This is a genomic window from Pseudomonas sp. AF03-9 (genome assembly GCF_020515815.1).
In the GTDB taxonomy this organism is placed as follows: Bacteria; Pseudomonadota; Gammaproteobacteria; order Pseudomonadales; family Pseudomonadaceae; genus Aquipseudomonas.
In genome coordinates, this window is the sequence record NZ_JAHPJF010000005.1 from 312124 (window position 1) to 339026 (window position 26903).

Here is a 26903-nt window from a genome sequence, read left to right on the forward strand (position 1 = left end):
TCAGCGTTTGCGCATCAAGCCAATAAAAAACACCCCGCCAATCGCCGCCGTGGCTACGCCGATGGGCAGGTCTTCGGGGGCGATCAGGGTGCGTGCCGCCACGTCGACCCACACCAGGAACAGGCTGCCGAGCAGCGCGCACGTGGGCAACAACCGGCGATGCTCGGCACCGACGAGACGCCTTGCGATATGCGGCACCATCAGCCCGACAAAGCCAATGGAGCCACTGATGGACACCAGCACGCCGGTCATCAGCGAGGCTACCAGGAACACCTTCAAGCGCACCGTGCGGGCGTTCAGGCCCAGGGTCACGGCGGTCTGTTCGCCGGCCATCAATGCGTTCAGCGGGCGGGCCATGCCCAGCAATACCAGCAGACCCAGCAGCACCGTGGCGCACGGGATCGCCAGCAGTTCCCAACGCGCCAGGCCGAGGCCGCCGAGCATCCAGAACATCACCGCCGAGGCCGCGCGGTGGTCGCCCATGAACAACAACAGGTTGGCTGCCGCCATCATCACGAACGACACCGCCACCCCGCACAGCAGCAGGCGATCACTCTCCAGCCGCCCATTGCGGCTGGCCACCGCCAGCACCACCAGCATGCTCAGCATGGCGCCGATAAACGCGGCGATGGGCAGGGTCAGCAGGCCGATGATTTCGCCCACATGCAGTACCACGATCACCGCGCCCAACGTCGCGCCGGAGGTCACGCCGAGCAGGTGCGGGTCGGCCAGCGGGTTGCGCGTAACCGCCTGCAACACCGCGCCGATCAACGCCAAACCGGCGCCGACCAATGCCCCCAGCAGCATGCGCGGTACGCGGATCAGCCAGACAATATGTTCCTGCCCCGCCGGCCAATTCACCTCGCCGATGCCCAAAGCCTTGTACAGCATGATCCGCCACACCACGTCCACCGGCACCCGCGCCGGACCAAAGCCCAGGGAGATCACGCACGAGACCAGCAACAGCGCCGCGAGGGCGACCAGCAGCAAGGCGTAGCGACGGGAGGTCATTCGCCGTGGAACCCCTTGGCCAGGGTTTCCACCGCCAGCACGTTGTCGATCCCCGGCGTGGCCTGCACGTACGGGATCACGATAAAGCGCTGGTTCTTGATCGCGTCCACCGCTTGCAGCGCCGGGTTGTTGAGCAGGAACTGCTGCTTCTGCGCGGCGGTGGTTTCGCTGTAGTCGACGATCACGATCACCTGCGGGTTGCGTTCCACCACGGTCTCCCAGTTGACGCGGGTCCAGCTGGCGTCGACGTCATCGAGGATGTTGCGCCCGCCGGCCGCGTCGATCAGCGCCTGGGGCATGCCCAGGCGCCCGGAGGTCATGGCACGGTCTTCGCCGCTGTCGTAGAGGAACACCCGCGGCTTGTCTTCGGGCAGGTCTTGTTGCACCTCATCGACCTGGGCCTGCATCTGCGCGATCAGGGTGTTGGCGCGGTCCTGCACGTCGAAGATCCGGCCCAGGTTGCGCAGGTCGTTATAGGTGTCGTCGAGGGTCGCGGCCGGGCGCTTCATCACGAAGGCGCAGGATTCGGTCAGTTCGTACACGTTGATGCCCAGGGGTTGCAGGCTGCTCGGCGTGAGGTCGCCGCCCACGCGCATGCCGTAGTCCCAGCCGGCAAAGAAGAAGTCCACGCTGGCGTTGAGCAGGGTTTCCACCGACGGGTATTTGCTCGCCAGCTCTGGCAGGCCGTCGAGGAGCGAGGCCATTTCGGGGGTGACCGACTTCCAGCCGGTCACTCCGCTGTAGCCGGCCATGCGCGGCTTGAGGCCGAGGGCGAGCATCATCTGGGTCATGTTGATGTCATGGCTGACGGCGTGCTTGGGGGCTTGCTGGAAGGTCACGTCGCGGTTGCAGCTTTTCACGGTGACCGGGTAGTGGGTGGCGTCGGCGAACGCGGGGGCTGCCGCGAGAGACAAGGCGAAGGCTAGGAGCGCGCGCAGGATCATGGTTGGGTTATCCAGGTGATTCGGGGGTAGCCGGACAGGGGGTGGGTGTCGATCAGTGCTTCGACGCCGAACACTTCGCGCAGCAGTTCGGCGGTCAGCACTTCATGGGGCGTGCCGCTGGCGACGATGCGGCCGTGGTTGATCACGTACAGGCGATCACAGAACGCGGCGGCCAGGTTGAGGTCGTGGATGCTCGCCAGGGTGCCGATGTTCAAGCGCTTGACCCGACGCAGCAACTCCAGCTGATAGCGTGGGTCGAGGTGGTTGGTGGGCTCGTCGAGGATCAGCAGTTGCGGCTGCTGGGCCAGGGCGCGGGCCAGGATCACACGTTGTTTTTCGCCGCCGGAGAGGGTGGCGAACCCGTGGTCTTCGAAGCCGAGCATGCCCACTGACTCCAGCGCGCTGCGAACAAGTTGCCGGTCGTGCAACGTGTCGCCATCGAACAGGCCTTTGTGGGGCGTGCGGCCCATGGCGACCACTTCATCCACGCGCAAGCCGAAGGCGTCGGGGAACTCCTGCAGCACCACGGCGATGCGCTGGGCGCACCATTTGGCGCTTTGCTTCCACACGTTCTGGTGGTCGAGCAGCACGTCGCCGCGTGCGGGCCTGGTGAAACGATAGGCGCAGCGCAACAGGCTGGTCTTGCCGCTGCCGTTGGGGCCGATCAGGCCGACGAACTCCCCCGCACCGATCTGCAGGCTGGCGTCACGCAGGTGGAACTGGTGATGGCAGTGGCCTGCGGGGGACCAGGTAAGGTCGGTGAGGCTGAGTGAAGTCATCAAGTCTCTCAAGTTAAAACCGGTCCAAATGTGGGAGCGGGCTTGCTCGCGAATGCGGTGTGTCAGTCAATACATCTGTTACTGACCCACCGCATTCGCGAGCAAGCCCGCTCCCACACTTTTTGACCTGTGGTGTCTCGGTTAGAAGGTGTAGTCCGCCGTCACGAAGAACGAGCGCGGCTCACCGAGGAGCCACTGTTGCCCGTCATTGTATTGGCTGACCGCATAGGTGCGATCAAACAGGTTATTCAACTGCAGCCCCAACGTGGTATTGCGCATGGCCTTCCACGAAACCGTCGCATCCACCACGGTATAGCTCGGTAGCTCATTTTGGTTGGCCATGTCGGCATACCGCGCATCCACATAACGCACGCCGGCGCCGGCGCGGATGTCGTCGGTCACGGCCTTGCTCAGCCACAGGTTGGCGGTGCGGCGCGGCACGTCTACCGGACGGTTGCCGTCGCGGGAGACTTGCACACCGTCGACGGCCTGTTTGAAGTCGTCGTACTGCGCGTGGACGATGGCCGCGTTGGCTTGCAGCTGCCAGGCATCCGGCAGTTGCAGGTCGAGGCTGGCCTCCAGGCCACGGGAGGATTGCTGGCCGACTTGCTGCTTGAGGTCCGGGTTGCCGGGCACGTCGGTGAGCAGTTTCTTTTTGACGATGTGATACGCGGCCAGGGTCCACTCACCGCGCTGGTCCCAGAAGGCTTGCTTGATGCCGATCTCGGTCTGCTTGGCGGTGGAGAGGTCGAACTGCTGCTGGCCGGGGCTCAGGGAAATCAGCCCGCCGACGCCGTCGGTGCTGGTGGCTTGCTGGCCGTAGACCGAGGTGTCCGGGGTGATCGCGTAGACCAGGCCGGCCTTCCAGTTGTTGCCGGTGAGGGTTTTGTCGGCCTGGCTGCCATCGCGCAGATCATCGCGGTCGACGTGGGCGTAGTCGCGGCGGATACCGGTGACCAGCGCCAGCTTGTCGGTGAGTTGCAGGCGGTTTTCGGCGAAGCCGGCGACGGTTTTGGTGGTGGTGGCGAACAGCGGCAGGAACGCGCTGTTGCTTGCAAACTGACCGGGTGCCGGATGATTCACATCGATGGGTTGGCCATCGGTGAAGCTGTCGGTGAACGGCGAGTTGCTGGCCAGGCGGAAGCGGATGCGGTTGTATTCGATGCCGGTCACGGTCTGGCTGTCGAGGCCGAACAGGGTGTGCTTGAAGGTGAAGGTCTGGCGGTCACCGACCTGTTCCTGGTTGTGCTTGATGCCGTAGTTGCCACTGCGGGTGAGCTGGCCGTTAGTGAAGTTGTAGTTCTCGGCGTTCTGCCAGCGGCGCTGGTTTTTCAGGTAGAACAATTCGTTGGTGGCGCTGACGCTGTCGTTGATCTGCCACTCGCTGGTCAGGCGCGTCCACTGGTCGTTGTAATGCTGCTCGTCGTTGCGCACGTTGTAGTTCTTGTCGCGCAGGCCCTTGTGCAATTGGCCGTTGATCAGCGGCGTGCCGAAGTAGTTCTGCGGGCGTTGGTCGCCGTAGTCGCTGGCCAACGTGAAGCTCAGGTTGTCGGCCGCCTGCCAGCGCAGGGCGCCGCTGATGAAGTCGCTTGAGGAATCGCCACGATCGATGAAACCGTTGCTGCGCAGGCGATTGAGGTTGAGGCGATAGCTCAGGGTGTCGCTCAGCGAGCCGCCGCTGTCGAGGGCTTGTTGCTGGCGGTCATAGGAACCGTAGCCGAGGCGGATGTGGTTTTCGATCGCGCCTTCAAACGGCTTTTTCGGCACGGTGTTGATCACCGCACCCGTGGCGCCTTCGCCATACAGCACCGAGGCCGGGCCGCGCAGCACGTCGACGCGTTCCACCGCCCAGGTATCCACCGGGAAGGTCGAGGTGCCCATGCCCATGTACATGCGGTTGCCGTCATAGAGCTGCATCACCGACCCCTGGCCGCTGAAGCCTCGGGCCGCCAACGAGGTGCCGCCGTCACCCGGCGCGCCGGTGCGGCTGATGCCGGTGGCGCGGGAAATCGCGTCTTGCACGCTGGCGTCGCCGCGCGCGCGGATCTGCGCGCCGGTCTGGCTTTCGACGCTGCCGGGGGTTTGCAGGGCACTGAGGTTCAGGCGCGAGCCGGCGGTGGTCGGGGTCTTGAGGTCGACATGTTCGTCGTCCACGGCGGGTGCGTTGACAGCGCTGGCGGGCAGGGTCAGGGCCTGGGCATGGGTGTGCAGGGCGAGCAGGCACAGGCCGGACGCTAGGTACTTGTTCATGGGGTGTTCAGTCTTCTTCGAGGGATGCTCGCCGCGTGTGGCGGCGAGCAACGATAACGCAACAAGTGTTATAAGTTAACACTTATTCGCTGCGCGGCAAAAGTCGCGCAAGGCTACAGAAGTGCTCTGCAACGGGCATCTCACCGGGCTCATGACGAACCTGAGACGGGCTCATGTTGGCCAAAAAAGCGTGAGAAGATCAGGCGATCCAGGACCCACACGGCGATCAGCGACGCGCCCACCAGCGGAAAAATGATCGCCAGGCCGAGCATGATCACCATCGCGGTTTTCCACTTTGGCAGGTCGTGACGCAGTGGCGGCACACCGAGCTTGCCCTGGGGTTTGCGCTTCCACCAGATCACCACGCCACTGACGGCGCTGAGCAGGATCATCAGGCAGATCAGCAGCACGATCAGTTGGTTGACCCAGCCGAACATCTTGCCTTCGTGCAGCATCACGCCAGTCTCGGTGGCGCGCGCGACCGTGCTGTAGTGCTCCCAGCGCACATCGGCGAGGACCTTGCCGGTGTACTGGTCCACGTGCAGGGTGGCGTCGTTGCGCGGGTCGTTGGCGAACACCGCGACGGTAAACACGCCTTCGGCGGTGGTGGGGAAGGTGATGCTGTAGCCGGGTTCGACTTTGCGTGCGGCGGCAAGGTCCACCACCTGTTGCAGGCGCAACGTGGGGGCGGCAGGAGCGGCGTGCATGGCGCCGTGGTTCATGTGTTCGGCGTGGTCGCCGGAGATCGGCATCGGCGTGTTTTCCAGGGCCCATGGCACGGTCTGTTGCGTCGCGGTATTGAGCACGCGGGCCTGCTGGTCGGACTGCGGCACGGCGTTCCACATCGCCGCCGGGAAGGTGTTCCACAGGTCGGCGTATTGCTTGCCCCAGAAGCCGGTCCAGGTCATGCCGCTGAGCAGCATCACCAGCAACAGTGACGCGCCCCAGAAACCGGTGACGGCGTGCAGGTCGCGCCAAAATACGCGACCGCGCGTGTTGAAACGCGGCCACAACACACCGGCCGACGACTTGCCGCGCGGCCACCACAGGTACACGCCGGACACCACCAGCATCACCCCCCAACCGGCGGCGAGCTCCACCAGGCGGTCGCCGACGGTGCCGATCATCAGTTCGCCGTGCAGGGCACGGGCGATGGCTTGCAGATTGTATTTGGCGTCTTGCTCGCCGAGGACTGTGCCGCGATACGGGTCGACAAACACCGTCACTTCACGGCCGTCGTTGTGCATCACGAATTGTGCGCTGCTGGTGGCGTCGGCCGGGGGCAGGTATTTGCTGATGGCGGCCTTGGGATAGGCAGCCTTGGCGCGTTGCAGTTGTTCGTCGGCGCTCAGACGGTGTTCGGCGACCGGGACCGTGAGCAAGTGGCCGTACATCAGCGGGTCGAGCTGGGGCTTGAACAGGTAGATGATGCCGGTCAGGGCCAGCAGCACCATGAACGGCGCGACAAACAGGCCGGCGTAGAAGTGCCAGCGCCAGGCCAGGTTGTAGAAAGAGATTTTGGGGGTGCTCATCAGGGATGCTCCGCAAAGGCTTGGAATTTTTTTGTTGGTTAGGCCGCCATCGCAGGCAAGCCAGCTCCCACATTCAGATTTGTGAACACATTCCAAACTGTGGGAGCGGGCTTGCCCGCGAAGCTTTTAGAAGCTCATGTCGACCTTGGTCCACAGGGTGCGACCGGGCTCCTTGATGGCCTGCGGATCATTGGCCGGGTAGCCGAACCCGGCGTTGCCGGCCAGGTTCAGATGCTCGGCATAAGCCTTGCCGAACAGGTTGTCGACGCCGGTGCTGACCTTGAAGTTTTTGTTGATGCGGTACGCCGCGTTCAGCGAGAACACGCCAAAACCGCCGCTCTTGTCGTAGTCCTTGCCGACCACGTTGCCCTTGTTCTGGTCGATGCGGTTTTGCGCCGCGACCACGCGCCACAAGGCGCCGGCGCTCCAGTCGTCTTCGCTGTAGGTGAGGCCCAGGCGGGCGTCCAGCGGTGGCATTTGCGGCAGGGCCTTGCCGTCGCTGCTGTTCTTGCCCCAGGCGTAGGCGAGGGTGGCGTCGGTTTTCCAGTTGCGCGTCAGCTTGTACGCGGCGCCCAGTTCGCCGCCCATGATGCGTGCGTCGACGTTACGCGCCTGGGAGGTGGTGCCCATCATCCCGGGCTTGTAGTCGAACAGGATGAAGTCCTGCACGCGGCCGATGTAGCCCGAGGCCCAGGCTTCGAGGTCGGCGCTTTTGTATTGCGCGCCGAAATCGAGTTGGGTGGTCTTTTCTGGCTTCACGCCGTCGAAGGCGTTCACCGAGCCGACCGCGCCGGTGTTCGGCGAGAACAGCTCCCAGTAATCCGGGAAACGCTCCGAATGGCCCAGGCCCGTGTAGAGGGTGGTGGGGCTGTCGGCCAGATCATGCTCGTAGCGCACGAAACCGGAGGGCAGGGTGTCGGCACGGGTGTCGTCGGCGGTCGGGTTGGGGCGGGCGCTCATGCCGGAGCCGGTGCGCTGGCGGAAATCCTTGGCCGAGGCGCGATCCAGGCGCGCGCCGCTGATCAGGCGTTCGCGGTCGGCGGCGTACCAGGTCAGTTCGCCGAACACGCCGTAGTTATGGAAGTTGGCGTCCTTGTTTCGCGGCAGCTCCTTGTAGGTGTCGACGCCCATGCTGCTGCGTTGGCGGTGTTCGTTGGTCTGCGCATCCAGGCCGCTGATCAACTGCACATCGGCCCAGCGCCAGGTGGCCTTGATGCGTGCGCCGAGGGTGCGGCGGTCGACGTTGGACGCCATCGGCCCGGCCATCATGCCGGTGCCTGACGGTGTGCGCAGGCTGTAGTTGTCCATCACATGGTCGGCGTAGTTGTAGTAGACCTGGGCCTCGACCTTGTCCAGCACCTCGCCGAGGTTGGATTTTTCAAAGCGCAGCCCGAGGCTTTCGCGCAGGAATTGCGAGCCGTCCATGCCACGTCCGGCGTAGCGTGCTTCGCCATCGCCGCGCCCGGCAGTGAGTTCCAGCAGGGTATCGGCGTCGGGGGTGAAGCCGACGGCGACGTCGCCGTTCCACTTGTCGTAGCGCGAGGCCACGGTGTCGTTGTTGCCGTCCTTGTAGTCGTCGGCGTGGGCCTGGTTGCCGATCACGCGCACGTAGCCCAGCGGGCCACCGGCGGCGGCATCGATGACCTTGTCGAAGCGCCCGTTGGAACCGGCCAGCACGCTGGCGTTGAGGCGCGTGCCCAGTTCGCCGAACTGCTCAGGCTCTCGTTCGAACAGGATCGTGCCGGCGGACGCGCCCGGGCCCCAGAGCACGGTTTGCGGGCCTTTGATCACGGTGAGCTTGTCGTAGGTTTCCGGCGAAATGTACGAGGTCGGCGCGTCCATGCGGCCGGGGCAGGCGCCGAGCATCATGCTGCCGTTGGTGAGGATGTTCAGGCGCGAGCCGAACATGCCGCGCAGCACCGGGTCGCCGTTGGTGCCGCCGTTGCGCACCAGGGCGAAGCCGGGGATGGTCTTGAGGTAGTCGCCGCCATCGCTGGCGGGCACTGGTTGGCGCGGGTCCTTGGGGTTGGTGATTACGGTCAGCGGTGAGCTGGGGGCGATTGCGGTGATCACCGTGGGGCTCAGTTCATGCTCGGCATGTTCATCGGCCAGGGCATGGGGGGCGAGCAGCGCGCCGCACAGGGCAGCGAGCACGGGGGTACATCCCAAACGGGAGTCAGCAGTAAACCTGGACATGACAAATTCCATCAATCAATCGTAAACAACACGGCCAGCAGCCTGCGGCTGTCTGTCTAGAGTCGGCCGGGGTGAAGTAACGCTGTGAAGTGCCTACGAGATGATGGGCGGCGCCCGGCTGCGGGCGCCGGGGAAGATGCTCTGCCGGGCATGGCCCAGGCGCGTGGCGGGGGTGAGGGCGTGGGCCGGTGGTGGGGTGTTCAGGGTGAATGTCGAGACGCCACCGGGCAGGGCGGGGCAACTGTAGAGCAGGTCGCAGTAGCCGCACTTGGACCAGAGGGCGTGGTGTTCGTCAGGCGCCTTGGGGTGATGGGCGGCGCCGTGGTCCATCGGCATGTCCATCGACATACCGGCGTGATGATCCATCGGCATCGCTTGGGAAATCAGCGGACCGATAAAGATCATCAGCATGGCGAACAGGCTGATCCAACTGCCGCGTTTCACACGCGACGGTGGGGACAACCTGGCGCGGGGGACGCCCATCGAGTGTTGGCCTATTGGGCGTGTTTATGCTCGTGGCCGGCCATCGGCGGCATCTTCTGCACCGACACTTGCACCTCGACCTTGCCGGCTTTTTCGAAGGTCAGGGTCAGTGGGAAGTGCTTGCCGTTGGCCAGCAGGCTGCGGTCTTTGAGGCCCAGCAGCATCACGTGATACGCCATGGGCGCGAAGGTCAGGTCGCCCTTGGCCGGGACGGCGACGGTGGGCACTTGCTGCATCTTCATCAGGTCGCCCTGCATGACGTGCTCGTGCAGCTCGGCTTTGTCGGCTACCGGCGTCTCGACACTGAGCAGGCGGTCCGGCGTTTCCCCGGTGTTATGAATCACAAAGTACGCCGCGACGGTGGGCGCATTCGGCGGCAACTCCTGGGACCAGGGGTCGCTGACCACGAGGTCGCCGGTTTTGTAGTCATCGGCATTGGCAGCACTGAACACCGGCAGCAACAACGCGGCCAGAAGCATGGAAGATTTGAGCATGGCAGTTCTCCAGAACGGTTCTAAACGCAGTTCACTTGCGAAGACATCAGACCGTTGGAGAGGCGCGGGGGTTGAGGCTTGGCCATTGCTGGCGCGGGGTCGGGCCTTGCAGCCGGGGCGGCGGCAAGCTTTGTGAGGTGTTGAATTGGGTGAGGTACAACTGCGGCACATGCCCCGGCAACGCCACCAACGGCGCCGAGCCCGAGCAGCACCAGCAATGCTGCATGGTGGAATGATCGTCCTGCTGCGGCGCCGGAATCTCCAGCTTGCCCAGGGCGATGGTCTTGAGACTGGCGCCATTGGAGGAACAGAAACTGCCCCACAGCAATTGCTGCGCCGGGTCCTTGGACTGTTGCATCGCGCTGGCCAGCGGCATGGCAAAGGCGTTGAACAGCACTGCAAAGCAGGCGATCCAGACGATTGCAAAGCGTTGACGGGCCATGGCGGACAATCCGTAGGGTTAAACGATCAGGCGGGTATTTAGCCTGATCGTAGGGGATAAGTAAAAAAGGGTGGTGTGGTTTGGTGTCGCACAGTCAATGGTTGAGGATAGACGGGAACGGATAGGTTGCCGATATCAAGGGCAATGCGGTGCTAAATGTGGGAGCGGGCTTGCTCGCGAAAGCGCAGTGTCAGCCAATACATGGGGTGACTGACACACCGTCTTCGCGAGCAAGCCCGCTCCCACATTTTGGATTGTGTTCGGCTCGAATATGGAGTCATTCGACTGAAATATCCGACAAGCCTTTAAGGTTGCCCCTAGGAAACTCAATCCCTAGTCTCCGTACACCGCTGCAAACGCAGCGGTCGGGCGTCGCGGCCCGGATTTCTCCAAACGTTGAAGCGTCATTGTCTCCTTTCAGTTGGCGTTTTTTTATCGTCTACTGTGCGGCGCTATGGCGGCTGTGCGCGGGATACCTTCGGGTATGCCGGTGTTCTGGAGGATCGGTCCGCGAACCTGCGTACAGCTGCCACCCCCATCGCGTCGCGGCGATCAGTGGCAGCTCCTTTTGACTTCTCCGGAGCTTCTCAATGATCAAACCCACCCCCAATCCCCCCGTTCGGCTCTTCACCGTTGCCGACGGCATCAGCACCGAAGACCTGTTGGTCAACCTCGGCGAAACCCTCGCCTCAGCCAATGCGCTGAGCTGCGATCTGGCATTTAACCTGGAAGGCTCGAAACGAGAGGAGTTGCTCGGCGTTGCGCAATTGATTGAGCTGGCGCAGTTGCTGGCTGATCGTGTGCACAAGGGCTGCGGCCCAGCGACAACTGCTGCCTGACAATACCGCCCAAATGTGGGAGCGGGCTTGCCCGCGATTGCGGTGCATCAGTTACAGATGAGTTGGCTGACAGGACGCTATCGCGGGCAAGCCCGCTCCCACAGGGGATTTATGGTGGTTAGAGCGTGGTGATTGCCTGGAGTAGCGCAGGCACGGTGGTGAATTCTCGATCCACCGCCGCCAACACCGGCCGCTTCAACACCAACACCGGCACCCCAAGCTCCCTTGCCACTTCCAGCTTCGGCTCCGTCGCCGTGCTGCCGCTGTTCTTGCTGATCAGCACATCAATCCCACGCCGCTCGAACAACACCCGCTCATCCTCAATCAGAAACGGCCCGCGTGCGCCGATCACTTCACAGCGCTCATTGCCCGGGTGTACATCCAGTGCGCGCAGTGTCCAGAACTGGTCCGGCGGGATCTCATCAAGGTGCTGCAACGGCTCGCGTCCCAAGGTGAACAGCGGGCGTTTGAACGGTTTCAACGCTTCTATCAAGGCGGCCCAATCGCTGACCTCCCGCCAATCATCCCCCGCCTGCGGCTGCCACGCCGGGCGGCGCAAGGCCCAGCATGGTACGCCGCTCAACTGCGCCGCCTCGGCAGCATTGCGGCTGATCTGTGCGGCATACGGGTGGGTTGCGTCGAGAATCAGGCTAATGCCCTCATCCCGGACAAACCGCGCCAAGCCCTCGGCGCCGCCATACCCACCGACCCGCACTTGGCAGGTCAGATCGGTCGGCACCCGCCCAACGCCGGCCAGGCTGTAGATATGTTCCGGGCCCAATGTGCGGGCAATGGCCAGGGCTTCGGTCACGCCGCCCAGCAGCAGGATGCGTTTCATCGTGGCTTGACCACGTCCAGCAAGGTGATCGGTAACGCCTGTCGCCACGTATCAAAGTCCCCGAGCGGCTGCGCCTGGGCCACGTGGATGCGCGTCAGTTCGCCGCCATGCCGGGCGCGCCAGTCCATCAAGGTCATTTCGCTTTGCAGGGTCACGGCGTTGGCGACCAAGCGCCCGCCCGGCCGCAGGTGTTGCCAGCAGGTGTCGAGCACGCCGTCGCGGGTGACGCCGCCGCCGATGAAGATTGCATCCGGCGCTTGCAGGCCGTGCAGCGCGTCCGGGGCCTTGCCGCGGATCAGTTGCAGGCCGGGCACGCCGAGGGCGTCGCGGTTGTGTTCGATCAGGCCTTGGCGGCCCTCGTCGGCTTCAATCGCCAGGGCTCGGCAGCTGGGATGGGTGCGCATCCATTCAATCCCAATGGAACCGCTGCCCGCGCCCACGTCCCACAGCAGTTCGCCGGGCATCGGTGCGAGGCGGGCCAGGGTCATGGCGCGCACATCGCGCTTGGTCAGTTGGCCGTCGTGTTTGAACGCCGAATCCGGCAGGCCTGCCAAGCGTGACAGGCGGGGTGTTTCGCCAGAGGCCACGCACTCGATGGCAACCAGGTTCAAATCGGCGATTCCAGTATGTTGCCAATCCGCAGCCAACCCATCGAGACGCCGCTCACCCGCGCCGCCCAAGTGTTCAAACACGCTCACACGGCTCGGTCCGAATCCCGACTCGGCCAATAAAGCGGCGATCAACGCCGGGCTACTGCCGTCATTGCTCAACACCAACAACCGCACGCCACTGGCCAGATGGGCATGCAGTGCCGCCAACGGCCGGGCCACCACGGACAGCGTCACCACCTCTTGCAACGGCCAGCCCAACCGCGCTGCGGCCAGGGACACCGACGACGGCGCCGGCAGGATCAGCAGTTCATCCGCCGCCACCTGCCGTGCCAGGCTCGCGCCAACGCCATAGAGCATCGGATCACCGCTGGCCAGCACGCACACCGGCGTACCGCGCCGGGCCAGTACCGGCTCCAGGGAAAACGGGCTCGGCCACACCTCGCGCGCACCACGAATACACACCGGCAACAGGTCCAACTGGCGTTGGCCGCCTATAATCCGCGAAGCGTGCAACAGGGCATGCCGGGCATTCCTGCCCAGCCCCTTGAAGCCGTCTTCACCGATGCCTACAACCGTCAGCCAGGGCGACATAAAAATTCCTTGAGCGACATCCGACGGGCAGGCTTTTCATGCTGCCGGACAAAGCAGGCATAATACCGCGCCTTTACCCGTCAACCGGAAGCCCCGTGAAACCAACGCCCGCTGTGAATACCTTGCGCCCCTCGGCTTGTCCGGGGTTGCTGCGTATCGTCCAGGCGTTGGATGGCGGTATTTGCCGGATCAAACTGGCCGGCGGTTCGATCACCGCCGCCCAGGCCCATGCGGTGGCGGAAGCCGCCCAGACCTATGCAGGCGGGGTGATCGAGGCGACCAATCGCGCCAACCTGCAGATCCGCGGGATCGGCACCGAAGAGGGGGCCTTGATCGCGATGCTGTTGGCCGCCGACCTCGGCCCCAACAACGCCGCTGGCGACGACGTGCGCAACCTGATGCTCAGCCCCAGCGCCGGGATCGACCCGCAGATGCTGTTCGACACGCGCCCGCTGGCCGGGCAGATCCTGAACACCCTGCAAAGCCACCCGCGTTTCCACGAGTTGTCGGCCAAGTTCGCCGTGCAACTGGATGGCGGCGAGGACCTGGCGATGCTCGAACATCATCATGACCTGTGGCTGTCGGCGTTCGTGCGCGATGGCCAGACGCTCCTCGCGTTCGGCCTGGCCGGTTGCCCGGGGCTCGATGCGCCGGTGGCCGCCGTGCCGCTGGAGCAGGGCCATGCGCTGGTGGTGGCGGTGCTGGAAGCCTTTCTCGACCTGGCGACCCCGGCGCAAACCCGCATGCGCCATCTGGCTGTGGATAAGTTATTGAGCCACCTCAGCCTGCCGCTGCTGCCAGCGGATGGCTTCAAACGCCCGCCCAGCGGCGCGTTATTGCACCTGGGGACTTATCCACAGGTGCAAAAAAATCAGTTCTATGTCGCTGCCATCGCGCCCTTGGGGCGCCTGGATTCGACGATGCTCAAAGGCGTCGCGCAACTGGCCAGCGAGCACGGCGACGGCACCTTGCGCTTCACCCCTTGGCAAGGCGTGCTGCTGCCCGGCGTCGAAAAACCCCATGCCGTGACCGAACGCCTGGCGCAACTGGGCTTCCTCTGCTCAGTCGACCAGCCCCTGGCGCACATGACCGCCTGCACCGGCTCCAGCGGTTGCGCCAAGGCCCTGGCCGATACCAAGGCCGACGCCGTGCGACTCGCCGCCCTGGACCCGGGGCACGGTGTGCACTTGTCCGGCTGCCCGCGTTCCTGCGCCGCCGCGCACATCGCGCCGGTGACCTTGCTGGCGGTAAGCCCCGGCCACTACGACCTCTATTTTCGCGATGCAGCCCACCCGGGTTTCGGCCGGCTGCACGCGCACGCCCTTTCTATTGAAGCGACGGGTGCCTTGCTGCGCGCCCGCCCACGGAGCAACACCGATGATTGATTACATCCGCGACGGTCAGGAGATCTATCGCAACTCCTTCGCCATTATTCGCGCGGAAGCCAAGTTGGAGCGCATCCCGGCCGACCTGGAAAAACTCGCGGTGCGGGTGATTCATGCCTGCGGCATGGTCGACGCCATCGACGGCCTGCAATTCTCCGAAGGTGCGGGCAAGGCCGGGCGCGATGCGCTGGCGGCCGGCGCGCCGATTCTGTGCGATGCGCGGATGGTCTCCGAAGGCGTGACCCGTACGCGCCTGCCGGCCAACAACGCGGTGATCTGCACCTTGCGCGACGACAGTGTGCCGGAGCTGGCGCGGGAGCTGGGCAACACGCGTTCCGCTGCGGCGCTGGAACTGTGGCGCCCGCACCTGGAAGGCAGCGTGGTGGTGATCGGCAACGCGCCGACCGCGTTGTTCTACCTGCTGGAAATGCTGGATGCCGGCGCACCGAAACCGGCACTGATCCTCGGCTTCCCGGTGGGCTTTGTCGGCGCCGCCGAATCCAAGGCGATGCTCGCCGCCGATAGCCGTGGCGTGCCGTTCGTGATCATGCAGGGCCGCCTGGGCGGCAGTGCCATGGCTGCCGCCGCGGTGAATGCCCTGGCCACGGAGGTCGAATAATGCAGGCTCGCGGACGGTTGATCGGCCTGGGCGTAGGCCCCGGCGACCCGGAACTGATCACCCTCAAGGCCCTGCGCCTGCTGCGTGAGTCGCCGGTGGTGGCGTACTTCGTGGCCAAGGGCAAGAAGGGCAACGCGTTCGGCATCATCGAGGATCACTTGGTGGCGCAGCAGACCCTGATGCCGCTGGTGTACCCGGTGACCACCGAAGCCTTGCCGGCGCCGATGTCATACGAGCAAGTGATCAGCGATTTCTACGACGCGGCCAGTGTCGATGTGGCCGCGCACCTGGACGCCGGCCGCGATGTGGCGGTGATCTGTGAAGGCGATCCGTTCTTCTATGGCTCCTACATGTACCTGCACGACCGCCTGGCCGAACGTTATGAAGCGCAAGTGATTCCTGGCGTGTGCTCGATGCTCGGTGGCGCCTCGGTGCTGGGCGCGCCGCTGGTGTATCGCAACCAGAGCCTGTCGGTGCTTTCCGGCGTGTTGCCCCATGACGATCTCAAGCGCCGCCTGGCCGATGCCGACGCGGCGGTGATCATGAAGCTGGGCCGCAACTTCCCCAAGGTGCGCCAGGTGCTGGAAGAGCTCGGCCTGGCCGGGCGCGCGTTGTATGTGGAACGCGCCACCATGGCGAATCAGAAGATCGTGGCGCTGGATCAGGTGGATCCGTCGTCGTCGCCGTACTTTTCACTGATCATCGTGCCCGGTGAACGGTGGCAAGGTTGATGACGCCGGCGATTGTCATTCTGGGCCAGGGCAGCCTGGCCACTGCGCGCAAGATTCAGCAGGTTTACCCGGGCGCATTGATCCACGGCTTGGCCGCACGGGTTGAAGGCGCGGACCAGACCTACAGCGAGTTCGGCGCGACCCTGCGGCACTTGTACCAACAAGGCACGCCGCTGATTGCGCTGTGTGCCGCCGGTATCGTGATCCGCACCCTGGCGCCGCTGCTGCTGGAAAAAGGCGAAGAGCCCGCCGTGCTGGCCGTGGCCGAAGACGGCAGCGCCGTGGTGCCGCTGCTCGGTGGCCTGGGCGGTGTGAACGTCATGGCGCGGGACATCGCGGCAGCGTTGAACGTGGCTGCGGCGATCACTACCAGCGGCGAGTTGCGTTTCGGCACCTGCCTGCTCAATCCTCCAAGTGGTTATGAGCTGGCCGACCTGGAGCTGGGCAAGCGCTTTGTCTCGGACCTGCTGGCGGGCGCAAGCGTGCGCATCGAAGGCGCGGCGCCGTGGTTGGATCAAGCCAACCTGCGCCAGGACCAGCAGGCGCAGTTGGCGATTCACGTGGGCAGTGCCGAGCGCCCGCCTGCGGCCAACGAACTGCTGATCTATCCGAAGAACGTCAGCGTGACCTGCAAGCCCGGCGCGCAACTGGCCGAGCGTGTGCGCACGGCGTTGCGTGAGGCGGGCATCGCCGTGCAATCCCTGGCGTGCCTGTTGGCCAGTGATACGCAGATGGCCGAGGCGTCGTTGCATGAAGCCGCGGCGACACTGGGGGTGCCGCTGCGTTTTGCCTGCGTCAGCCAGGACGCCGACATCGTGATCACCGTTGCCGAGCAGCCGTTGGACCTGTCCCAGGTAGGGCGTGTGCGCGGGCGTCTGGCCGTGATCGGCCTGGGGCCTGGCGCGGCCGAATTGATGGTGCCGGCGGTGAAGGCCGAATTGGCACGCTGCACCGATGTGCTGGGTTACGAAACCTACGTGCGCATGGCCGGGCCGTTCCGTGACGACCAGGTGCAGCACTGCACCGATAACCGCGAAGAAATGCAGCGCGCGCGCCACGCGTTCGAGCTGGCCGCGCAAGGCCGTTCGGTGGTGGTGGTGTCGTCCGGCGACCCGGGCGTGTTCGCCATGGCGGCGGCGGTGATCGAGGCGCTGCACGAGTCCAGCGATCCGGCGTGGCATCAGGTCGACCTGCAGATCCTGCCGGGCGTCTCGGCTTCGCTGGCCACCGCCGCCCAGGCGGGTGCGCCGTTGGGGCACGACTTCTGCGTGATGTCGCTGTCGGACAACCTCAAGCCTTGGGCAATCATCGAAAAGCGCCTGGACCTCGCGTCCCAGGCCGATCTTGCCCTGGCGTTCTACAACCCGATCTCGCGCTCGCGGCCGTGGCAACTGGGGCGTGCCCTGCAAATCGTCGCGCTGCACCGCACGCCGCAAACCCCGGTGGTGCTGGGCCGCGACATCGGTCGACCGGGCCAGACCTTGCGCGTCACCACCCTGGGGCAGCTCACGCCCGAGCAAGTGGACATGCGCACCATGGTGTTGATCGGCTCGTCCACCACCTGCGCGTTCCCGCGCGCCGGTGGTGGTGAGTGGGTGTACACGCCACGCTGGTACGGCGAAAAACCCCTCTCCTGAAAACAGCCTCGTGGCTGCCCGAAAGCTCCGAATGACCCAGGGATTTACCTGCGGTTGTCCGGGGCTTTTTCTTTTTTTGCGTGCTGAAATCCGCAAGGCCCGCGCGGTTGCTGGACGCTGGGGGCTGACACGCCCGGCCAAGGCATGTTTGTCGCCTGGCAAGCCCGCCAGCCGCTGGACTAGTGTGCAGGTAAGCCCCATGTGGGGTGCTTGTGGAGAACTGGAAATGGAGCGACATCAAAAAAGAAGGATCAACAGTACCAAGAGGCGTAAATTGATCGCCGCCTACAAGCTGCCGGGGGCTTCGGGATTGAATGCCGCGCTGCCGGTGGATATGGCGGATGACTGCAATGCGGCGGTGGTGAACAACGGCGTGATTTCGTTCGTCGAGGGCATGTCGGCGTTGAATCGTGAGTACATCCGCAAAAGCTATTTGCTGGCCAGCAGTTACGTCAGCGATGTGTTGAAGGTCCAGCGCGGCACCGAGGGCTGGTACGACGAATTTATCAAGGTGATGATCAGCCTGGGCTGGCTACCGTTGCGTAGCAGCTTTGAGCGGGTTTCCAGCAGCGGCAAGGGCCTGACGGTGCAACTGGCGGCATTGAATATGATCGCGGCGATGTTGGCCTCGACGTCACTGGTCGGGCCGGCTTTCGCGGCGTTGCCTAAGTTGGCGGCGGATGCGCTGGAGGCCTTGAAACAGGCGCCAGCGTCGTTCGAGCTGTTCAAGCGCAACAGCACCATGCAGCAAGGGGGGGATTTCGGCCTGGCCTCCTGTGCGCAAACCGATGGCGAAGTGACGATGGTGCTGGTGACCTACAGCACCCTCGGCGTGAGCAAGCAGGTCGGCCTACCGTTCCTGGAGTGGGACAGTTCCTCGTTCGAGGCCTTCAGCGGGCAGACGTGCCTGGTGCTGAATACCTCGGTGGTCAACGAAAAAACCATCCAACTGATGCGCGAGAGCGCGGGTGACAAGGTGCAGCTGGCAATCGCCAAGTACCGGATCTAAGGCACCAGGTAGCCGCGTACCCCGGTAAAGATGATTTGCGCGGCCAGGGCGCAGACGAACAGGCCCATCAAGCGGCTGACAATCTGCAAACCCTGGTCGCCCAGAATCCGTTCGATGCGGTTGGACAGGTAGAGCACCACGCCCACCGTGAGGCTGGCCAGGGCGATGCTGAGGATGGCGGTGAGTTTGTCGTCCCAGTGCGGCTGGCTGACGCCCATTACCAGCAGCGCACCGATGGTGCCGGGGCCGACGGTCAGGGGAATGGTCAGCGGCACGATGGTGACGTCCTGCTGCACGTTGTCGGTCTGCACCGCCGACTTGCCTTGGGCCATGCCCAGGGCCGAGATGAACAGCACACTGCCGGCGCCGATGCGGAACGCATCCACGGTGATCCCGAACACACTGAAAATCACACGGCCGAACAGGTAGAGCAACACGCTCGACACCAGGGTCGCCAGCGCGACCTTCCACGCCAGGCGTCGGCGCTCCTTGCTGGAGTAACCACGGGTCAGGCTGATAAAGCAGGACAGCACGAAGAAGGGGCTGTAGAGCACCAGCATTTTCAGGTAGACGCTGAATAACACGTGGAGCATGTGAGTGGCTCGCGATGAGAGAAGTGTGTCGAGTCTATCAGGCGCCAGAGATCAAATGTGGGAGCGGGCTTGCTGGGCTGTCAGCGCTCGGCTGGAGATCGCCCAGACACTGCCAATCCCCTGTGGGAGTTGTCGAGCTTTAGCGAGGCTGCGAAGGCGGCGGTACTGTTGGCAGAGGTGTTGGTTGAACCACCGCATTCGCGGGCAAGCCCGCTCCCACAGGTGATTGGTGTTGATGGGTAGTGAGTGTTCGGCTGGAGATCCCCCAGACACTGCCAACTCCCTGTGGGAGTTGTCGAGCTTTAGCGAGGCTGCGAAGGCGGCGGTACTGTTGGCAGAGGTGTTGGCTGAACCACCGCATTCGCGGGCAAGCCCGCTCCCACAGGTGATTGGTGTTGATGGGTAGTGAGTGTTCGGCTGGAGATCGCCCAGACACTGCCAATCCCCTGTGGGAGTTGTCGAGCTTTAGCGAGGCTGCGAAGGCGGCGGTACTGCTGGTGAAGATGTTGCCCCTCCACCATGGGGTCTCCCACAGGGGAACTGCATTGCAGGTCAGGAGGGGGCGTGTTCTGGGCGTTGCTGGCGCTGTGCAACCCAGTACTCCACCAGCTCGCGCAACTGCGACAGTTCCACCGGTTTGGCCATGTGCCCGTCCATCCCGGCCTGGCGCGCGCGCTCTTTGTGTTCGGAGAGGATGTGTGCGGTCAGCGCCACCACCGGCGTGCGGATGCGCTGGTGGCTGACTTCCCATGCGCGCAGTTGCTGGGTCGCCGAGAAGCCATCGAGGATCGGCATTTCGCAGTCCATCAACACCAAGTCATAACGCTGGGCTTTCATCGCTTCCAGGGCTTCTTCGCCGTTGCTGGCGGTGTCCGGGTTGAGGTTGAGTTTGCCGAGCATGCCGCGGATCACTTTGGTGGAGATGCTGTTGTCTTCGGCCACCAGGATGCGGAAGTCGGCGGGCACGGTCACGGCGGCCGGTGCACTTGGCGTCGGGCGTGATTGCACGGTGCCTTTGCTGCGTTGGGTCAGTTCGTCGGCCAGGGTGGTCTTGAGGGTGTAGCCCGCCACTGGCTTGGCGAGGATGCGCTTGATCCCGCAATTGCGCGCGATGATTTTGCTCGGCGCATTGCTGATGCCGGTGAGCATGATCAGCAGGATGTCGTGGTTCAGGCTCGGGTCTTCCTTGATCTTCGCCGCCAGTTGCATGCCGGTCATGCCGGGCATGTTCTGGTCCAGCAGGACCACGTCGAAGTAGTCGCGCAGGTGCGCCTTGGTGCGCAGCAGCGCCAGGGCTTCCTTGCCCGAAGGTACGGCGCTGACGTTGAGGCCCCAGGCCGTGCATTGCTGCACCAGCACTTTGCGGCAGGTGTCGTTGTCGTCCACCACTAGAACGCGCGCGCCCTTGAGCGGGCCGTCGAGGTCGGACGTCGGGTGTTCCAGGCGTTCCGGGTCCAGCGGCAGGGTCAGCCACAGGGTGCTGCCCTGGTGGCTGCCGCTCTTGATGCCGAACTCGCCGTTCATCAACAGGATCAGTTGGCGGGCGATGACCAGGCCCAGGTGGCCGCTCAAGCGGGTGGCCGAGAGGAAATTCTTGCTGTGCAGTTCGCTATGCAGCAGCGCGTCGCGTTCGGCCGCTTCCATCGGCAGGCCGCTGTCTTGCACGGCGATGCGCAGGCGCGGCTTGGTGCTGCGTTCATCGAGGGCGACGACGATCAGCACTTCGCCTTCATCGGTCTTTTGCAGGGCGTTTTCCAGCAGGCTCAACAGCGCCTGGCGCAGGCGGGTCGGGTCGCCACTGATGACGCGTGGCACCTGAGGCTGGATAAAGCTGATCAGCTCGACGTTCTGTTGTTCGGCCTTGGCGCGGAAGATGCTCAGGCAGTCGTCGATCAATGCGTTGAGGTCGAACTGCACGTCGTCCAGTTCGATCTGCCCGGATTCGAGCTTGGAGATGTCGAGGATCTCGTTGATCAGCGTGAGCAGTTCGTTGCCGGCGCTGTGGATGGTCTGTACGTAGTCCCGCTGTTTCACCGACAACGGCGTGCCCAGCAACAGCTCGGTCATGCCCAGCACGCCGTTCATGGGGGTACGGATTTCGTGGCTGATCTTCGCCAGGAACTCGGCCTTGGCCGCGATTTCGGCGTTGCTCGCAGCAAGGTCGCGGCTGAGGCTGAAGCGGGTTTCGACAATGGCGCGCTGGCGTTCACCCAGCGCAAGGCTCATCAACAAGCCGCTGATGCAGATAAAGGCGAGCAGGGTGATGATCAAGCCTTGCGGCGCCAGCAGCGTGAGGCCGAGCAGGGCGGGCAGGATGATCAGCGTACCCGTGTTGAATACCACCATCGCCGCCACGAACAGGCGCGCCGGGCGGTAGCCTTTCTGCCAGTGATAGGCCGAGACAAACAGCATGCTCAGCCCGGCGAGGGCGACCAGGGCGTAGGTGATGATGTTCAGTGGCAGGGTGTTGACGAATAACAGCAGCAGGCCGCACAGCACGATAAACAGGATGTCGGCCATCAGCAGCTTGTTCAGCGGGTGCGGGCCCAGCGGCATGAAGAAGCGGTAGGCAAACATCAGCCCGCACGGCGCGGTGAGCAGCAGGGCGAGGTAGGCGCCAGGTGTCTGGATCGCGTGCCAGTTTGGCAGCCAGGGGCCGACCACATTGAGCAGCAACGCCAGGCTCAGCATCAACAGCACTTCGCAGGCGGCCAGCCACAGGCTGCTGCGCGAGCGGTGGTAGGCAAAGCGCGTGAGGTTGTGCAGGATCAGCATCAGCAGGCAGCCGAACAACAGGCCGTAGATCAGCGTCTGGGTCTGGTTGGCGGCGACGAGGACGGCCGCCTCCAGGGTGATGTACGGGCGCAGCTCGTGTTCCGAGACCATGCGCAGGTACACATCGAGGGTTTTCTGGCTCTGGGGCATCGCCAGCATGAAATCGCTGCTGGGCAGTGGGCGCTCGGCCTGGGGCTGGCGCGTACCGGTGCTCTGTTGTTCCACCAGGGTGTCGCCGTCCAGTACGTAGAGGCTCAGGTGGGACAGGTCCGGGGCAAACACCCGCAGCACTTGTTCGTGCGCGCCGGGTTGCAGCTTGAAGCGTACCCACAACGCACCGTCGGGCGGCGCAGCCGTGATCCGGTCGAGTTCGATGGGGCTGAATTGATTGGTGTAGCGGGCTGAACGGATGTCGCTCAGTTGCAGGTCGGCCTGTTCATCAAGCAATACTGCCCAACCACTGCCTTGCGCCGCGGCCTGGGCCGGGAACAAGCAGAGCAGTGTCAGCAGACTGACTGTGAAACCTATGGCGATCCTGAGCCAGCGCACGGCGAAATCCCTTCGTAGGTTGATGCACGGGTTAACTATGCGCGGGGCGACATGTGTACGGCAAGGGCCGCGGGCCCTTGCCTAACCGAACGGATAGCTACGACTCAGTTGCTCTCGCCACGTTCACGGGCAATCGCGCGATAGCCGATGTCCTTGCGGTAGAAGCAGCCTTTCCAGTCGATCTTCGCGGCCAGCTTGTACGCCTGTTGTTGCGCGGCGTCGACACTGGCACCCATTGCGGTGGCACACAGCACGCGGCCACCTGCGGTTACAACCTTGCCATCCTTGAGCGCGGTGCCCGCATGAAACACCTTGCCCTCCAGCGTAGCAGCTGCGTCCAGACCTTCAATCACATCGCCCTTGGCGTAGTCGGCAGGGTAACCGCCGGCGGCCAGTACGACACCGACGCTTGGGCGTGGGTCCCACTGTGCTTCAACCTTGTCCAGGGCCTGGGCGAGGGCGGCTTCTACCAGCAACACCAGGCTCGACTGCAGGCGCAGCATCACTGGTTGGGTTTCCGGGTCGCCAAAGCGGCAGTTGAACTCGATGACTTTCGGGTTGCCGGCCTTGTCGATCATCAGGCCGGCATACAGGAAGCCGGTGTACACGTTGCCTTCGGCGGCCATGCCGCGCACGGTTGGCCAGATGACCAGGTCCATCACGCGCTGGTGCACGTCGGCGGTCACCACCGGGGCCGGGGAGTAAGCACCCATGCCGCCGGTGTTCGGGCCGCTGTCGCCGTCGCCGACGCGCTTGTGGTCCTGGCTGGTGGCCATCGGCAGCACGTTCTTGCCGTCGACCATCACGATGAAGCTGGCTTCTTCGCCGTCGAGGAACTCTTCGATCACCACGCGGGAACCGGCGTCGCCGAACGCGTTGCCGGCGAGCATGTCGCGCACGGCGTCTTCGGCTTCTTGCAGGGTCATGGCGACGATCACGCCTTTACCGGCGGCCAGGCCGTCGGCCTTGATCACGATCGGTGCGCCTTTTTCACGCAGGTAAGCCAGGGCCGGCTCGATCTCGGTGAAGTTCTGGTAGTCGGCGGTCGGGATCTTGTGGCGTGCCAGGAAGTCCTTGGTGAACGCCTTGGAGCCTTCCAGCTGGGCTGCACCGGCGGTAGGGCCGAAGCAGTCCAGGCCACGGCTGCGGAACAGGTCCACGACGCCGGCAACCAGAGGGACTTCCGGACCAACGATGGTCAGGGACACGTTCTTTTCAGCAAAATCGGCCAGTTGCTCAAGGGCCAGCACGTCGATAGCGACGTTTTCGCACTTGGCTTCAATGGCGGTGCCGGCGTTGCCGGGGGCGACGAAAACCTTCTGGACGCGTGGGTCCTGGGCTACTTTCCAGGCCAGGGCGTGTTCACGGCCACCGCTGCCAATGATCAAAACATTCATTTCAAAAACCTCAAATTCTGTGGACGCTGCAGAAGCGCCTTTAAATGTGGGAGCGGGCTTGCTCGCGAAAGCAGTGTGTCAGTCGCAGGATATGTAGCTGATACACCGCATTCGCGAGCAAGCCCGCTCCCACACAAGCCCGCTCTCACATCTCTATCGAGTTGGATCAGTGACGGAAGTGGCGCATGCCGGTAAAGACCATGGCGATGCCAGCTTCATCAGCCGCAGCGATCACTTCGGCATCGCGCATCGAGCCACCGGGTTGAATCACGGCGGTGACGCCCGCTTTCGCGGCGTTGTCCAGGCCGTCACGGAACGGGAAGAACGCGTCGGATGCCATCACCGAACCGACCACCTGTAAACCAGCGTGTTCAGCCTTGATCGCAGCGATACGCGCCGAGTTCACGCGGCTCATCTGGCCGGCGCCGACACCGATGGTCTGGCGGTTCTTGGCGTAGACGATGGCGTTGGACTTGACGTACTTGGCCACTTTCCAGGCGAAGATCAGGTCGTTGATCTCTTGCTCGGTTGGCGCGCGCTTGGTCACGACTTTCAGGTCGTCGCTGCCGATCATGCCGATGTCGCGGCTCTGTACCAGCAGGCCGCCGTTGACGCGCTTGTAGTCCCAGGCCGCAGCGCGGTCAGCCGACCACTCGCCGCAGGCCAGCAGGCGCACGTTGGCTTTGGCCGCCACGATGGCGCGGGCCTCATCGCTGACGCTTGGGGCGATGATCACTTCCACGAACTGACGCTCGACGATCGCCTTGGCGGTCTCGGCATCCAGTTCACGGTTGAAGGCGATGATGCCGCCAAATGCCGATTCGGTGTCGGTGGCGTAGGCCAGTTCGTAGGCCTGGCGGATACCGCCTTCAGCGTCCGGGCTCACGGCTACGCCGCACGGGTTGGCGTGCTTGACGATCACGCAGGCGGGCTTGACGAAGCTCTTCACACATTCCAGCGCGGCGTCGGTATCGGCCACGTTGTTGTAGGACAGTTCCTTGCCTTGTAGCTGGGTCGCGGTGGCGATGCCGACTTCGGCAGGCTTGGCTTCCACGTAGAACGCCGCGCTCTGGTGCGGGTTCTCGCCGTAGCGCATTTCCTGGGCCTTGATGAACTGGCTGTTGAAGGTGCGCGGGAATTGGCTGCGGCCTTCGGTCGACAGGGTTTCAGCGGCCTGGTCAACCGTGCCCATGTAGTTGGCGATCATGCCGTCGTAGGCTGCCGTGTGTTCGAATGCCTTGAGCATCAGGTCGAAACGCTGGGCGTAGGTCAGGCCACCGGCTTTCAGGCTTTCGAGCACTTGGCTGTAGTCGCTGGCGTTGACCACGATGGCCACGTCTTTGTGGTTCTTGGCCGCCGAACGCACCATGGTCGGGCCGCCGATATCGATGTTTTCGATGGCGGTCGGCAGGTCGCAGCCTGGCTTGTTGATGGTGGCTTCGAACGGGTACAGGTTGACGGCTACCAGGTCGATCGGCTTGATGCCGTGCTCGGCCATGATGGCGTCGTCGGTGCCGCGACGGCCAAGGATGCCGCCGTGGATTTTCGGGTGCAGGGTCTTGACCCGACCGTCCATCATTTCTGCGAAACCGGTGTAGTCCGCAACTTCTACTGCGGCCACGCCGTTGTCCTGCAGCAGTTTGAAGGTCCCGCCCGTGGAGAGGATTTCCACGCCCAGGGCTTCCAGCTCCCGGGCAAATTCGAGGATGCCGGTCTTGTCGGAAACGCTGATCAAGGCGCGGCGGATCGGCAGGCGGGTAGTCTGGTCGGTCATTTCAATTTCCATCAAAAGCAAAGGAGTCAGCAAAAAAGGCGACCGTTTTTTACGCGGGCGCCTTTCTGGTTTGATTGAATGCTTACAACAAATCGTACTGCTTGAGCTTTTTGCGCAAGGTGCCACGGTTGAGGCCGAGCAGCTCACTGGCTTTGGTCTGGTTGCCCTTGACGTAGTTCATCACGCTTTCGAGCAAGGGCGCTTCGACTTCGGAGAGCACCAGGTTGTACACGTCCGTGACGGATGCGCCCTCAAGGTGGGCGAAATAATTGTGCAGCGCCTTCTCGACACTACCGCGAAGGGTCTGGCCTTCTTCGCTCGGCGTGTTCAGGTGCTGTTTCAAATTGACGTTGTCGCTCACGGGTGTCGTTCCACTCACTAAAGTCTCGGTCATCATCGTCATGCGGCCACCCCCTCTCCGTCCCCTGTCCCCAGGCTCTTGTAACGCTCGCCGAAGAACTCACGAACGTTGGCGCACTGTGCTTCCGTATCATCCAAACGATTGAAGTGGGCGCGAAACTCCCTGGCGCCCGGCAGGGTTGCGAGATACCAGCCGACATGCTTGCGAGCAATGCGTACTCCCATCACGTCTCCGTAGAAGGCGTGCAGGGCGGCCAGATGCTCTAGCAGAATACGTTCCACCTCGATCAGCTCCGGTGCCGGCAAGACTTCGCCGGTACGCAGAAAATGGTCGATCTCACGGAAAATCCAGGGCCGCCCCTGGGCTGCCCGGCCAATCAACAAGCCGTCGGCGCCAGTGGCGTGCAACACGCGCCGGGCTTTCTCGGCTGAATCGATGTCGCCATTGGCAAATACCGGTATCGACACCGCCTGCTTGATCGCGGCAATGGTGTCGTACTCGGCTTCACCTGTGTAAAGGTCGGCGCGGGTGCGGCCATGCACCGCCAGCGCTGTAATTCCTGCCTGTTCGGCGATTTTCGCCACCGTCAGGCCGTTCTTGTTCTCCCGGTCCCAACCGGTACGGATCTTCAGCGTCACCGGCACCTCGACTGCGGCGACAACGGCCAGCAGGATCTCGGCAACCAACTGCTCATCTTTCAACAGCGCGGAACCGGCGGCCTTGTTGCAGACCTTCTTGGCCGGGCAGCCCATGTTGATGTCGATGATCTGCGCCCCCAACTCCACGTTGGCCCGGGCTGCATCCGCCAGCATCTGTGCATCCCCACCGGCGATCTGTACCGAGCGGGGCTCGGGATCACCTTCGTGGATCATGCGCATCCGCGATTTGCGGGTGTTCCACAAGCTCATGTCGCTGGTGACCATTTCCGAGACTACTAGACCCGCGCCCAAACGCTTGCACAGCTGACGAAAGGGCTGGTCGGTGACGCCCGCCATCGGGGCGAGAATCAAACCGTTGTGCAATGTATATGGGCCGATGCGTACCGCCGACATAGGACTTCCCT

Annotated in this window: 23 protein-coding genes; 6 read left to right on the plus strand and 17 right to left on the minus strand. The window is 63.7% G+C overall.

What is annotated here, in order from left to right; genetic code table 11:
- The 9 genes from LIY36_RS10640 to LIY36_RS10680 all read right to left on the minus strand — a co-directional run bounded on the left by LIY36_RS10640 (position 1) and on the right by LIY36_RS10680 (position 10131).
- Entirely contained in the window at positions 1-1011 is a 1011-nt protein-coding gene (locus LIY36_RS10640; RefSeq protein WP_226455650.1) for a FecCD family ABC transporter permease, read from the minus strand.
- A complete protein-coding gene (locus LIY36_RS10645) occupies positions 1008-1955 on the minus strand; it encodes an ABC transporter substrate-binding protein (protein WP_226455651.1) in 948 nt (315 codons plus the stop codon). The genes LIY36_RS10640 and LIY36_RS10645 overlap by 4 nt, the downstream gene beginning before the upstream one ends.
- A complete protein-coding gene (locus LIY36_RS10650; protein WP_226455652.1) occupies positions 1952-2734 on the minus strand; it encodes an ABC transporter ATP-binding protein in 783 nt (260 codons plus the stop codon). Before LIY36_RS10650 ends, LIY36_RS10645 begins: the two co-directional genes overlap by 4 nt.
- A 141-nt stretch (positions 2735-2875) precedes the next feature.
- A complete protein-coding gene (locus LIY36_RS10655) occupies positions 2876-4984 on the minus strand; it encodes a TonB-dependent receptor (protein WP_226455653.1) in 2109 nt (702 codons plus the stop codon).
- A gap of 149 nt (positions 4985-5133) precedes the next feature.
- Entirely contained in the window at positions 5134-6516 is a 1383-nt protein-coding gene (locus tag LIY36_RS10660) for a PepSY-associated TM helix domain-containing protein (RefSeq protein WP_226455654.1), read from the minus strand.
- 126 nt (positions 6517-6642) lie between these two features.
- On the minus strand, positions 6643-8712 hold the full coding sequence (locus LIY36_RS10665) for a TonB-dependent copper receptor (RefSeq protein ID WP_226455655.1): 2070 nt from the start codon (positions 8710-8712) through the stop codon (positions 6643-6645).
- A gap of 93 nt (positions 8713-8805) precedes the next feature.
- Positions 8806-9195, minus strand: a complete 390-nt coding sequence (locus tag LIY36_RS10670) for a DUF2946 domain-containing protein (protein WP_226455656.1) — start codon at positions 9193-9195, stop codon at positions 8806-8808.
- An 11-nt stretch (positions 9196-9206) separates the two neighbouring features.
- Entirely contained in the window at positions 9207-9689 is a 483-nt protein-coding gene (locus LIY36_RS10675; RefSeq protein WP_226455657.1) for a copper chaperone PCu(A)C, read from the minus strand.
- Between the two features lie 46 nt (positions 9690-9735).
- Positions 9736-10131 carry a DUF2946 domain-containing protein gene (locus tag LIY36_RS10680; RefSeq protein WP_226455658.1) on the minus strand — a complete coding sequence of 132 codons (396 nt, stop codon included), beginning with the start codon at positions 10129-10131 and terminating at the stop codon, positions 9736-9738.
- 590 nt (positions 10132-10721) lie between these two features.
- Between LIY36_RS10680 and LIY36_RS10685 the strand changes: the two genes are divergently transcribed.
- Positions 10722-10970 carry a DUF6124 family protein gene (locus tag LIY36_RS10685; protein ID WP_226455659.1) on the plus strand — a complete coding sequence of 83 codons (249 nt, stop codon included), beginning with the start codon at positions 10722-10724 and terminating at the stop codon, positions 10968-10970.
- 118 nt (positions 10971-11088) lie between these two features.
- Here LIY36_RS10685 and LIY36_RS10690 read toward each other — a convergent pair whose 3' ends face one another.
- Positions 11089-11808, minus strand: coding sequence for a cobalt-precorrin-6A reductase (locus LIY36_RS10690; protein WP_226455660.1), 720 nt, complete (start codon positions 11806-11808; stop codon positions 11089-11091).
- Positions 11805-13010 carry a precorrin-6y C5,15-methyltransferase (decarboxylating) subunit CbiE gene (gene cbiE / locus LIY36_RS10695; protein WP_226455661.1) on the minus strand — a complete coding sequence of 402 codons (1206 nt, stop codon included), beginning with the start codon at positions 13008-13010 and terminating at the stop codon, positions 11805-11807. The genes LIY36_RS10690 and cbiE overlap by 4 nt, the downstream gene beginning before the upstream one ends.
- 38 nt (positions 13011-13048) lie before the next feature.
- Between cbiE and cobG the strand changes: the two genes are divergently transcribed.
- The 5 genes from cobG to LIY36_RS10720 all read left to right on the plus strand — a co-directional run bounded on the left by cobG (position 13049) and on the right by LIY36_RS10720 (position 18391).
- A complete protein-coding gene (gene cobG / locus LIY36_RS10700; protein WP_226455662.1) occupies positions 13049-14395 on the plus strand; it encodes a precorrin-3B synthase in 1347 nt (448 codons plus the stop codon).
- On the plus strand, positions 14388-15014 hold the full coding sequence (locus LIY36_RS10705; RefSeq protein ID WP_226455663.1) for a precorrin-8X methylmutase: 627 nt from the start codon (positions 14388-14390) through the stop codon (positions 15012-15014). The genes cobG and LIY36_RS10705 overlap by 8 nt, the downstream gene beginning before the upstream one ends.
- The gene (locus tag LIY36_RS10710) at positions 15014-15745 is read left to right on the plus strand and encodes a precorrin-2 C(20)-methyltransferase (protein WP_226455664.1); all 732 of its coding nucleotides are present in this window, start codon (positions 15014-15016) and stop codon (positions 15743-15745) included. Before LIY36_RS10705 ends, LIY36_RS10710 begins: the two co-directional genes overlap by 1 nt.
- The gene (cobJ, locus tag LIY36_RS10715) at positions 15745-17382 is read left to right on the plus strand and encodes a precorrin-3B C(17)-methyltransferase (RefSeq protein ID WP_226455665.1); all 1638 of its coding nucleotides are present in this window, start codon (positions 15745-15747) and stop codon (positions 17380-17382) included. Before LIY36_RS10710 ends, cobJ begins: the two co-directional genes overlap by 1 nt.
- A 226-nt stretch (positions 17383-17608) precedes the next feature.
- Positions 17609-18391: a hypothetical protein gene (locus tag LIY36_RS10720; RefSeq protein ID WP_226455666.1), complete on the plus strand. Its 783-nt coding sequence runs from the start codon at positions 17609-17611 to the stop codon at positions 18389-18391.
- Here the strand turns inward: LIY36_RS10720 and LIY36_RS10725 are convergent.
- From LIY36_RS10725 to dusB, 6 genes are all read right to left on the minus strand, one after another.
- The gene (locus LIY36_RS10725) at positions 18388-18984 is read right to left on the minus strand and encodes a MarC family protein (RefSeq protein ID WP_003171467.1); all 597 of its coding nucleotides are present in this window, start codon (positions 18982-18984) and stop codon (positions 18388-18390) included. The genes LIY36_RS10720 and LIY36_RS10725 overlap by 4 nt on opposite strands.
- A gap of 552 nt (positions 18985-19536) precedes the next feature.
- Positions 19537-22308 (minus strand): hybrid sensor histidine kinase/response regulator, encoded by a 2772-nt coding sequence (locus LIY36_RS10730; RefSeq protein WP_226455667.1) that lies wholly within the window; start codon positions 22306-22308, stop codon positions 19537-19539.
- Positions 22309-22412: 104 nt separating this feature from the next.
- Positions 22413-23705 carry a phosphoribosylamine--glycine ligase gene (gene purD / locus LIY36_RS10735; protein WP_226455668.1) on the minus strand — a complete coding sequence of 431 codons (1293 nt, stop codon included), beginning with the start codon at positions 23703-23705 and terminating at the stop codon, positions 22413-22415.
- A 166-nt stretch (positions 23706-23871) separates the two neighbouring features.
- Positions 23872-25479, minus strand: a complete 1608-nt coding sequence (gene purH / locus LIY36_RS10740; protein WP_192300194.1) for a bifunctional phosphoribosylaminoimidazolecarboxamide formyltransferase/IMP cyclohydrolase — start codon at positions 25477-25479, stop codon at positions 23872-23874.
- Between the two features lie 82 nt (positions 25480-25561).
- A complete protein-coding gene (gene fis / locus LIY36_RS10745) occupies positions 25562-25882 on the minus strand; it encodes a DNA-binding transcriptional regulator Fis (protein ID WP_002555375.1) in 321 nt (106 codons plus the stop codon).
- Positions 25879-26892, minus strand: a complete 1014-nt coding sequence (gene dusB, locus LIY36_RS10750; RefSeq protein WP_226455669.1) for a tRNA dihydrouridine synthase DusB — start codon at positions 26890-26892, stop codon at positions 25879-25881. Before dusB ends, fis begins: the two co-directional genes overlap by 4 nt.
- Positions 26893-26903: the final 11 nt, after the last annotated feature.

Excerpts from the sequence above, each read along its gene's own strand:
- fis (WP_002555375.1), bottom strand. The coding sequence starts at position 25,882 with ATGACGATGATGACCGAGACTTTAGTGAGTGGAACGACACCCGTGAGC.
- cobG (WP_226455662.1), top strand. The coding sequence starts at position 13,049 with ATGCTGCCGGACAAAGCAGGCATAATACCGCGCCTTTACCCGTCAACC.
- dusB (WP_226455669.1), bottom strand. The coding sequence starts at position 26,892 with ATGTCGGCGGTACGCATCGGCCCATATACATTGCACAACGGTTTGATT.
- LIY36_RS10640 (WP_226455650.1), bottom strand. The coding sequence starts at position 1,011 with ATGACCTCCCGTCGCTACGCCTTGCTGCTGGTCGCCCTCGCGGCGCTG.
- LIY36_RS10690 (WP_226455660.1), bottom strand. The coding sequence starts at position 11,808 with ATGAAACGCATCCTGCTGCTGGGCGGCGTGACCGAAGCCCTGGCCATT.
- LIY36_RS10675 (WP_226455657.1), bottom strand. The coding sequence starts at position 9,689 with ATGCTCAAATCTTCCATGCTTCTGGCCGCGTTGTTGCTGCCGGTGTTC.
- cobJ (WP_226455665.1), top strand. The coding sequence starts at position 15,745 with ATGACGCCGGCGATTGTCATTCTGGGCCAGGGCAGCCTGGCCACTGCG.
- LIY36_RS10685 (WP_226455659.1), top strand. The coding sequence starts at position 10,722 with ATGATCAAACCCACCCCCAATCCCCCCGTTCGGCTCTTCACCGTTGCC.
- LIY36_RS10705 (WP_226455663.1), top strand. The coding sequence starts at position 14,388 with ATGATTGATTACATCCGCGACGGTCAGGAGATCTATCGCAACTCCTTC.
- LIY36_RS10655 (WP_226455653.1), bottom strand. The coding sequence starts at position 4,984 with ATGAACAAGTACCTAGCGTCCGGCCTGTGCCTGCTCGCCCTGCACACC.
- purD (WP_226455668.1), bottom strand. The coding sequence starts at position 23,705 with ATGAATGTTTTGATCATTGGCAGCGGTGGCCGTGAACACGCCCTGGCC.
- LIY36_RS10720 (WP_226455666.1), top strand. The coding sequence starts at position 17,609 with ATGGAGCGACATCAAAAAAGAAGGATCAACAGTACCAAGAGGCGTAAA.
- LIY36_RS10660 (WP_226455654.1), bottom strand. The coding sequence starts at position 6,516 with ATGAGCACCCCCAAAATCTCTTTCTACAACCTGGCCTGGCGCTGGCAC.
- LIY36_RS10725 (WP_003171467.1), bottom strand. The coding sequence starts at position 18,984 with ATGCTCCACGTGTTATTCAGCGTCTACCTGAAAATGCTGGTGCTCTAC.
- LIY36_RS10670 (WP_226455656.1), bottom strand. The coding sequence starts at position 9,195 with ATGGGCGTCCCCCGCGCCAGGTTGTCCCCACCGTCGCGTGTGAAACGC.
- cbiE (WP_226455661.1), bottom strand. The coding sequence starts at position 13,010 with ATGTCGCCCTGGCTGACGGTTGTAGGCATCGGTGAAGACGGCTTCAAG.
- LIY36_RS10710 (WP_226455664.1), top strand. The coding sequence starts at position 15,014 with ATGCAGGCTCGCGGACGGTTGATCGGCCTGGGCGTAGGCCCCGGCGAC.
- LIY36_RS10645 (WP_226455651.1), bottom strand. The coding sequence starts at position 1,955 with ATGATCCTGCGCGCGCTCCTAGCCTTCGCCTTGTCTCTCGCGGCAGCC.
- LIY36_RS10665 (WP_226455655.1), bottom strand. The coding sequence starts at position 8,712 with ATGTCCAGGTTTACTGCTGACTCCCGTTTGGGATGTACCCCCGTGCTC.
- LIY36_RS10680 (WP_226455658.1), bottom strand. The coding sequence starts at position 10,131 with ATGGCCCGTCAACGCTTTGCAATCGTCTGGATCGCCTGCTTTGCAGTG.
- purH (WP_192300194.1), bottom strand. The coding sequence starts at position 25,479 with ATGACCGACCAGACTACCCGCCTGCCGATCCGCCGCGCCTTGATCAGC.
- LIY36_RS10650 (WP_226455652.1), bottom strand. The coding sequence starts at position 2,734 with ATGACTTCACTCAGCCTCACCGACCTTACCTGGTCCCCCGCAGGCCAC.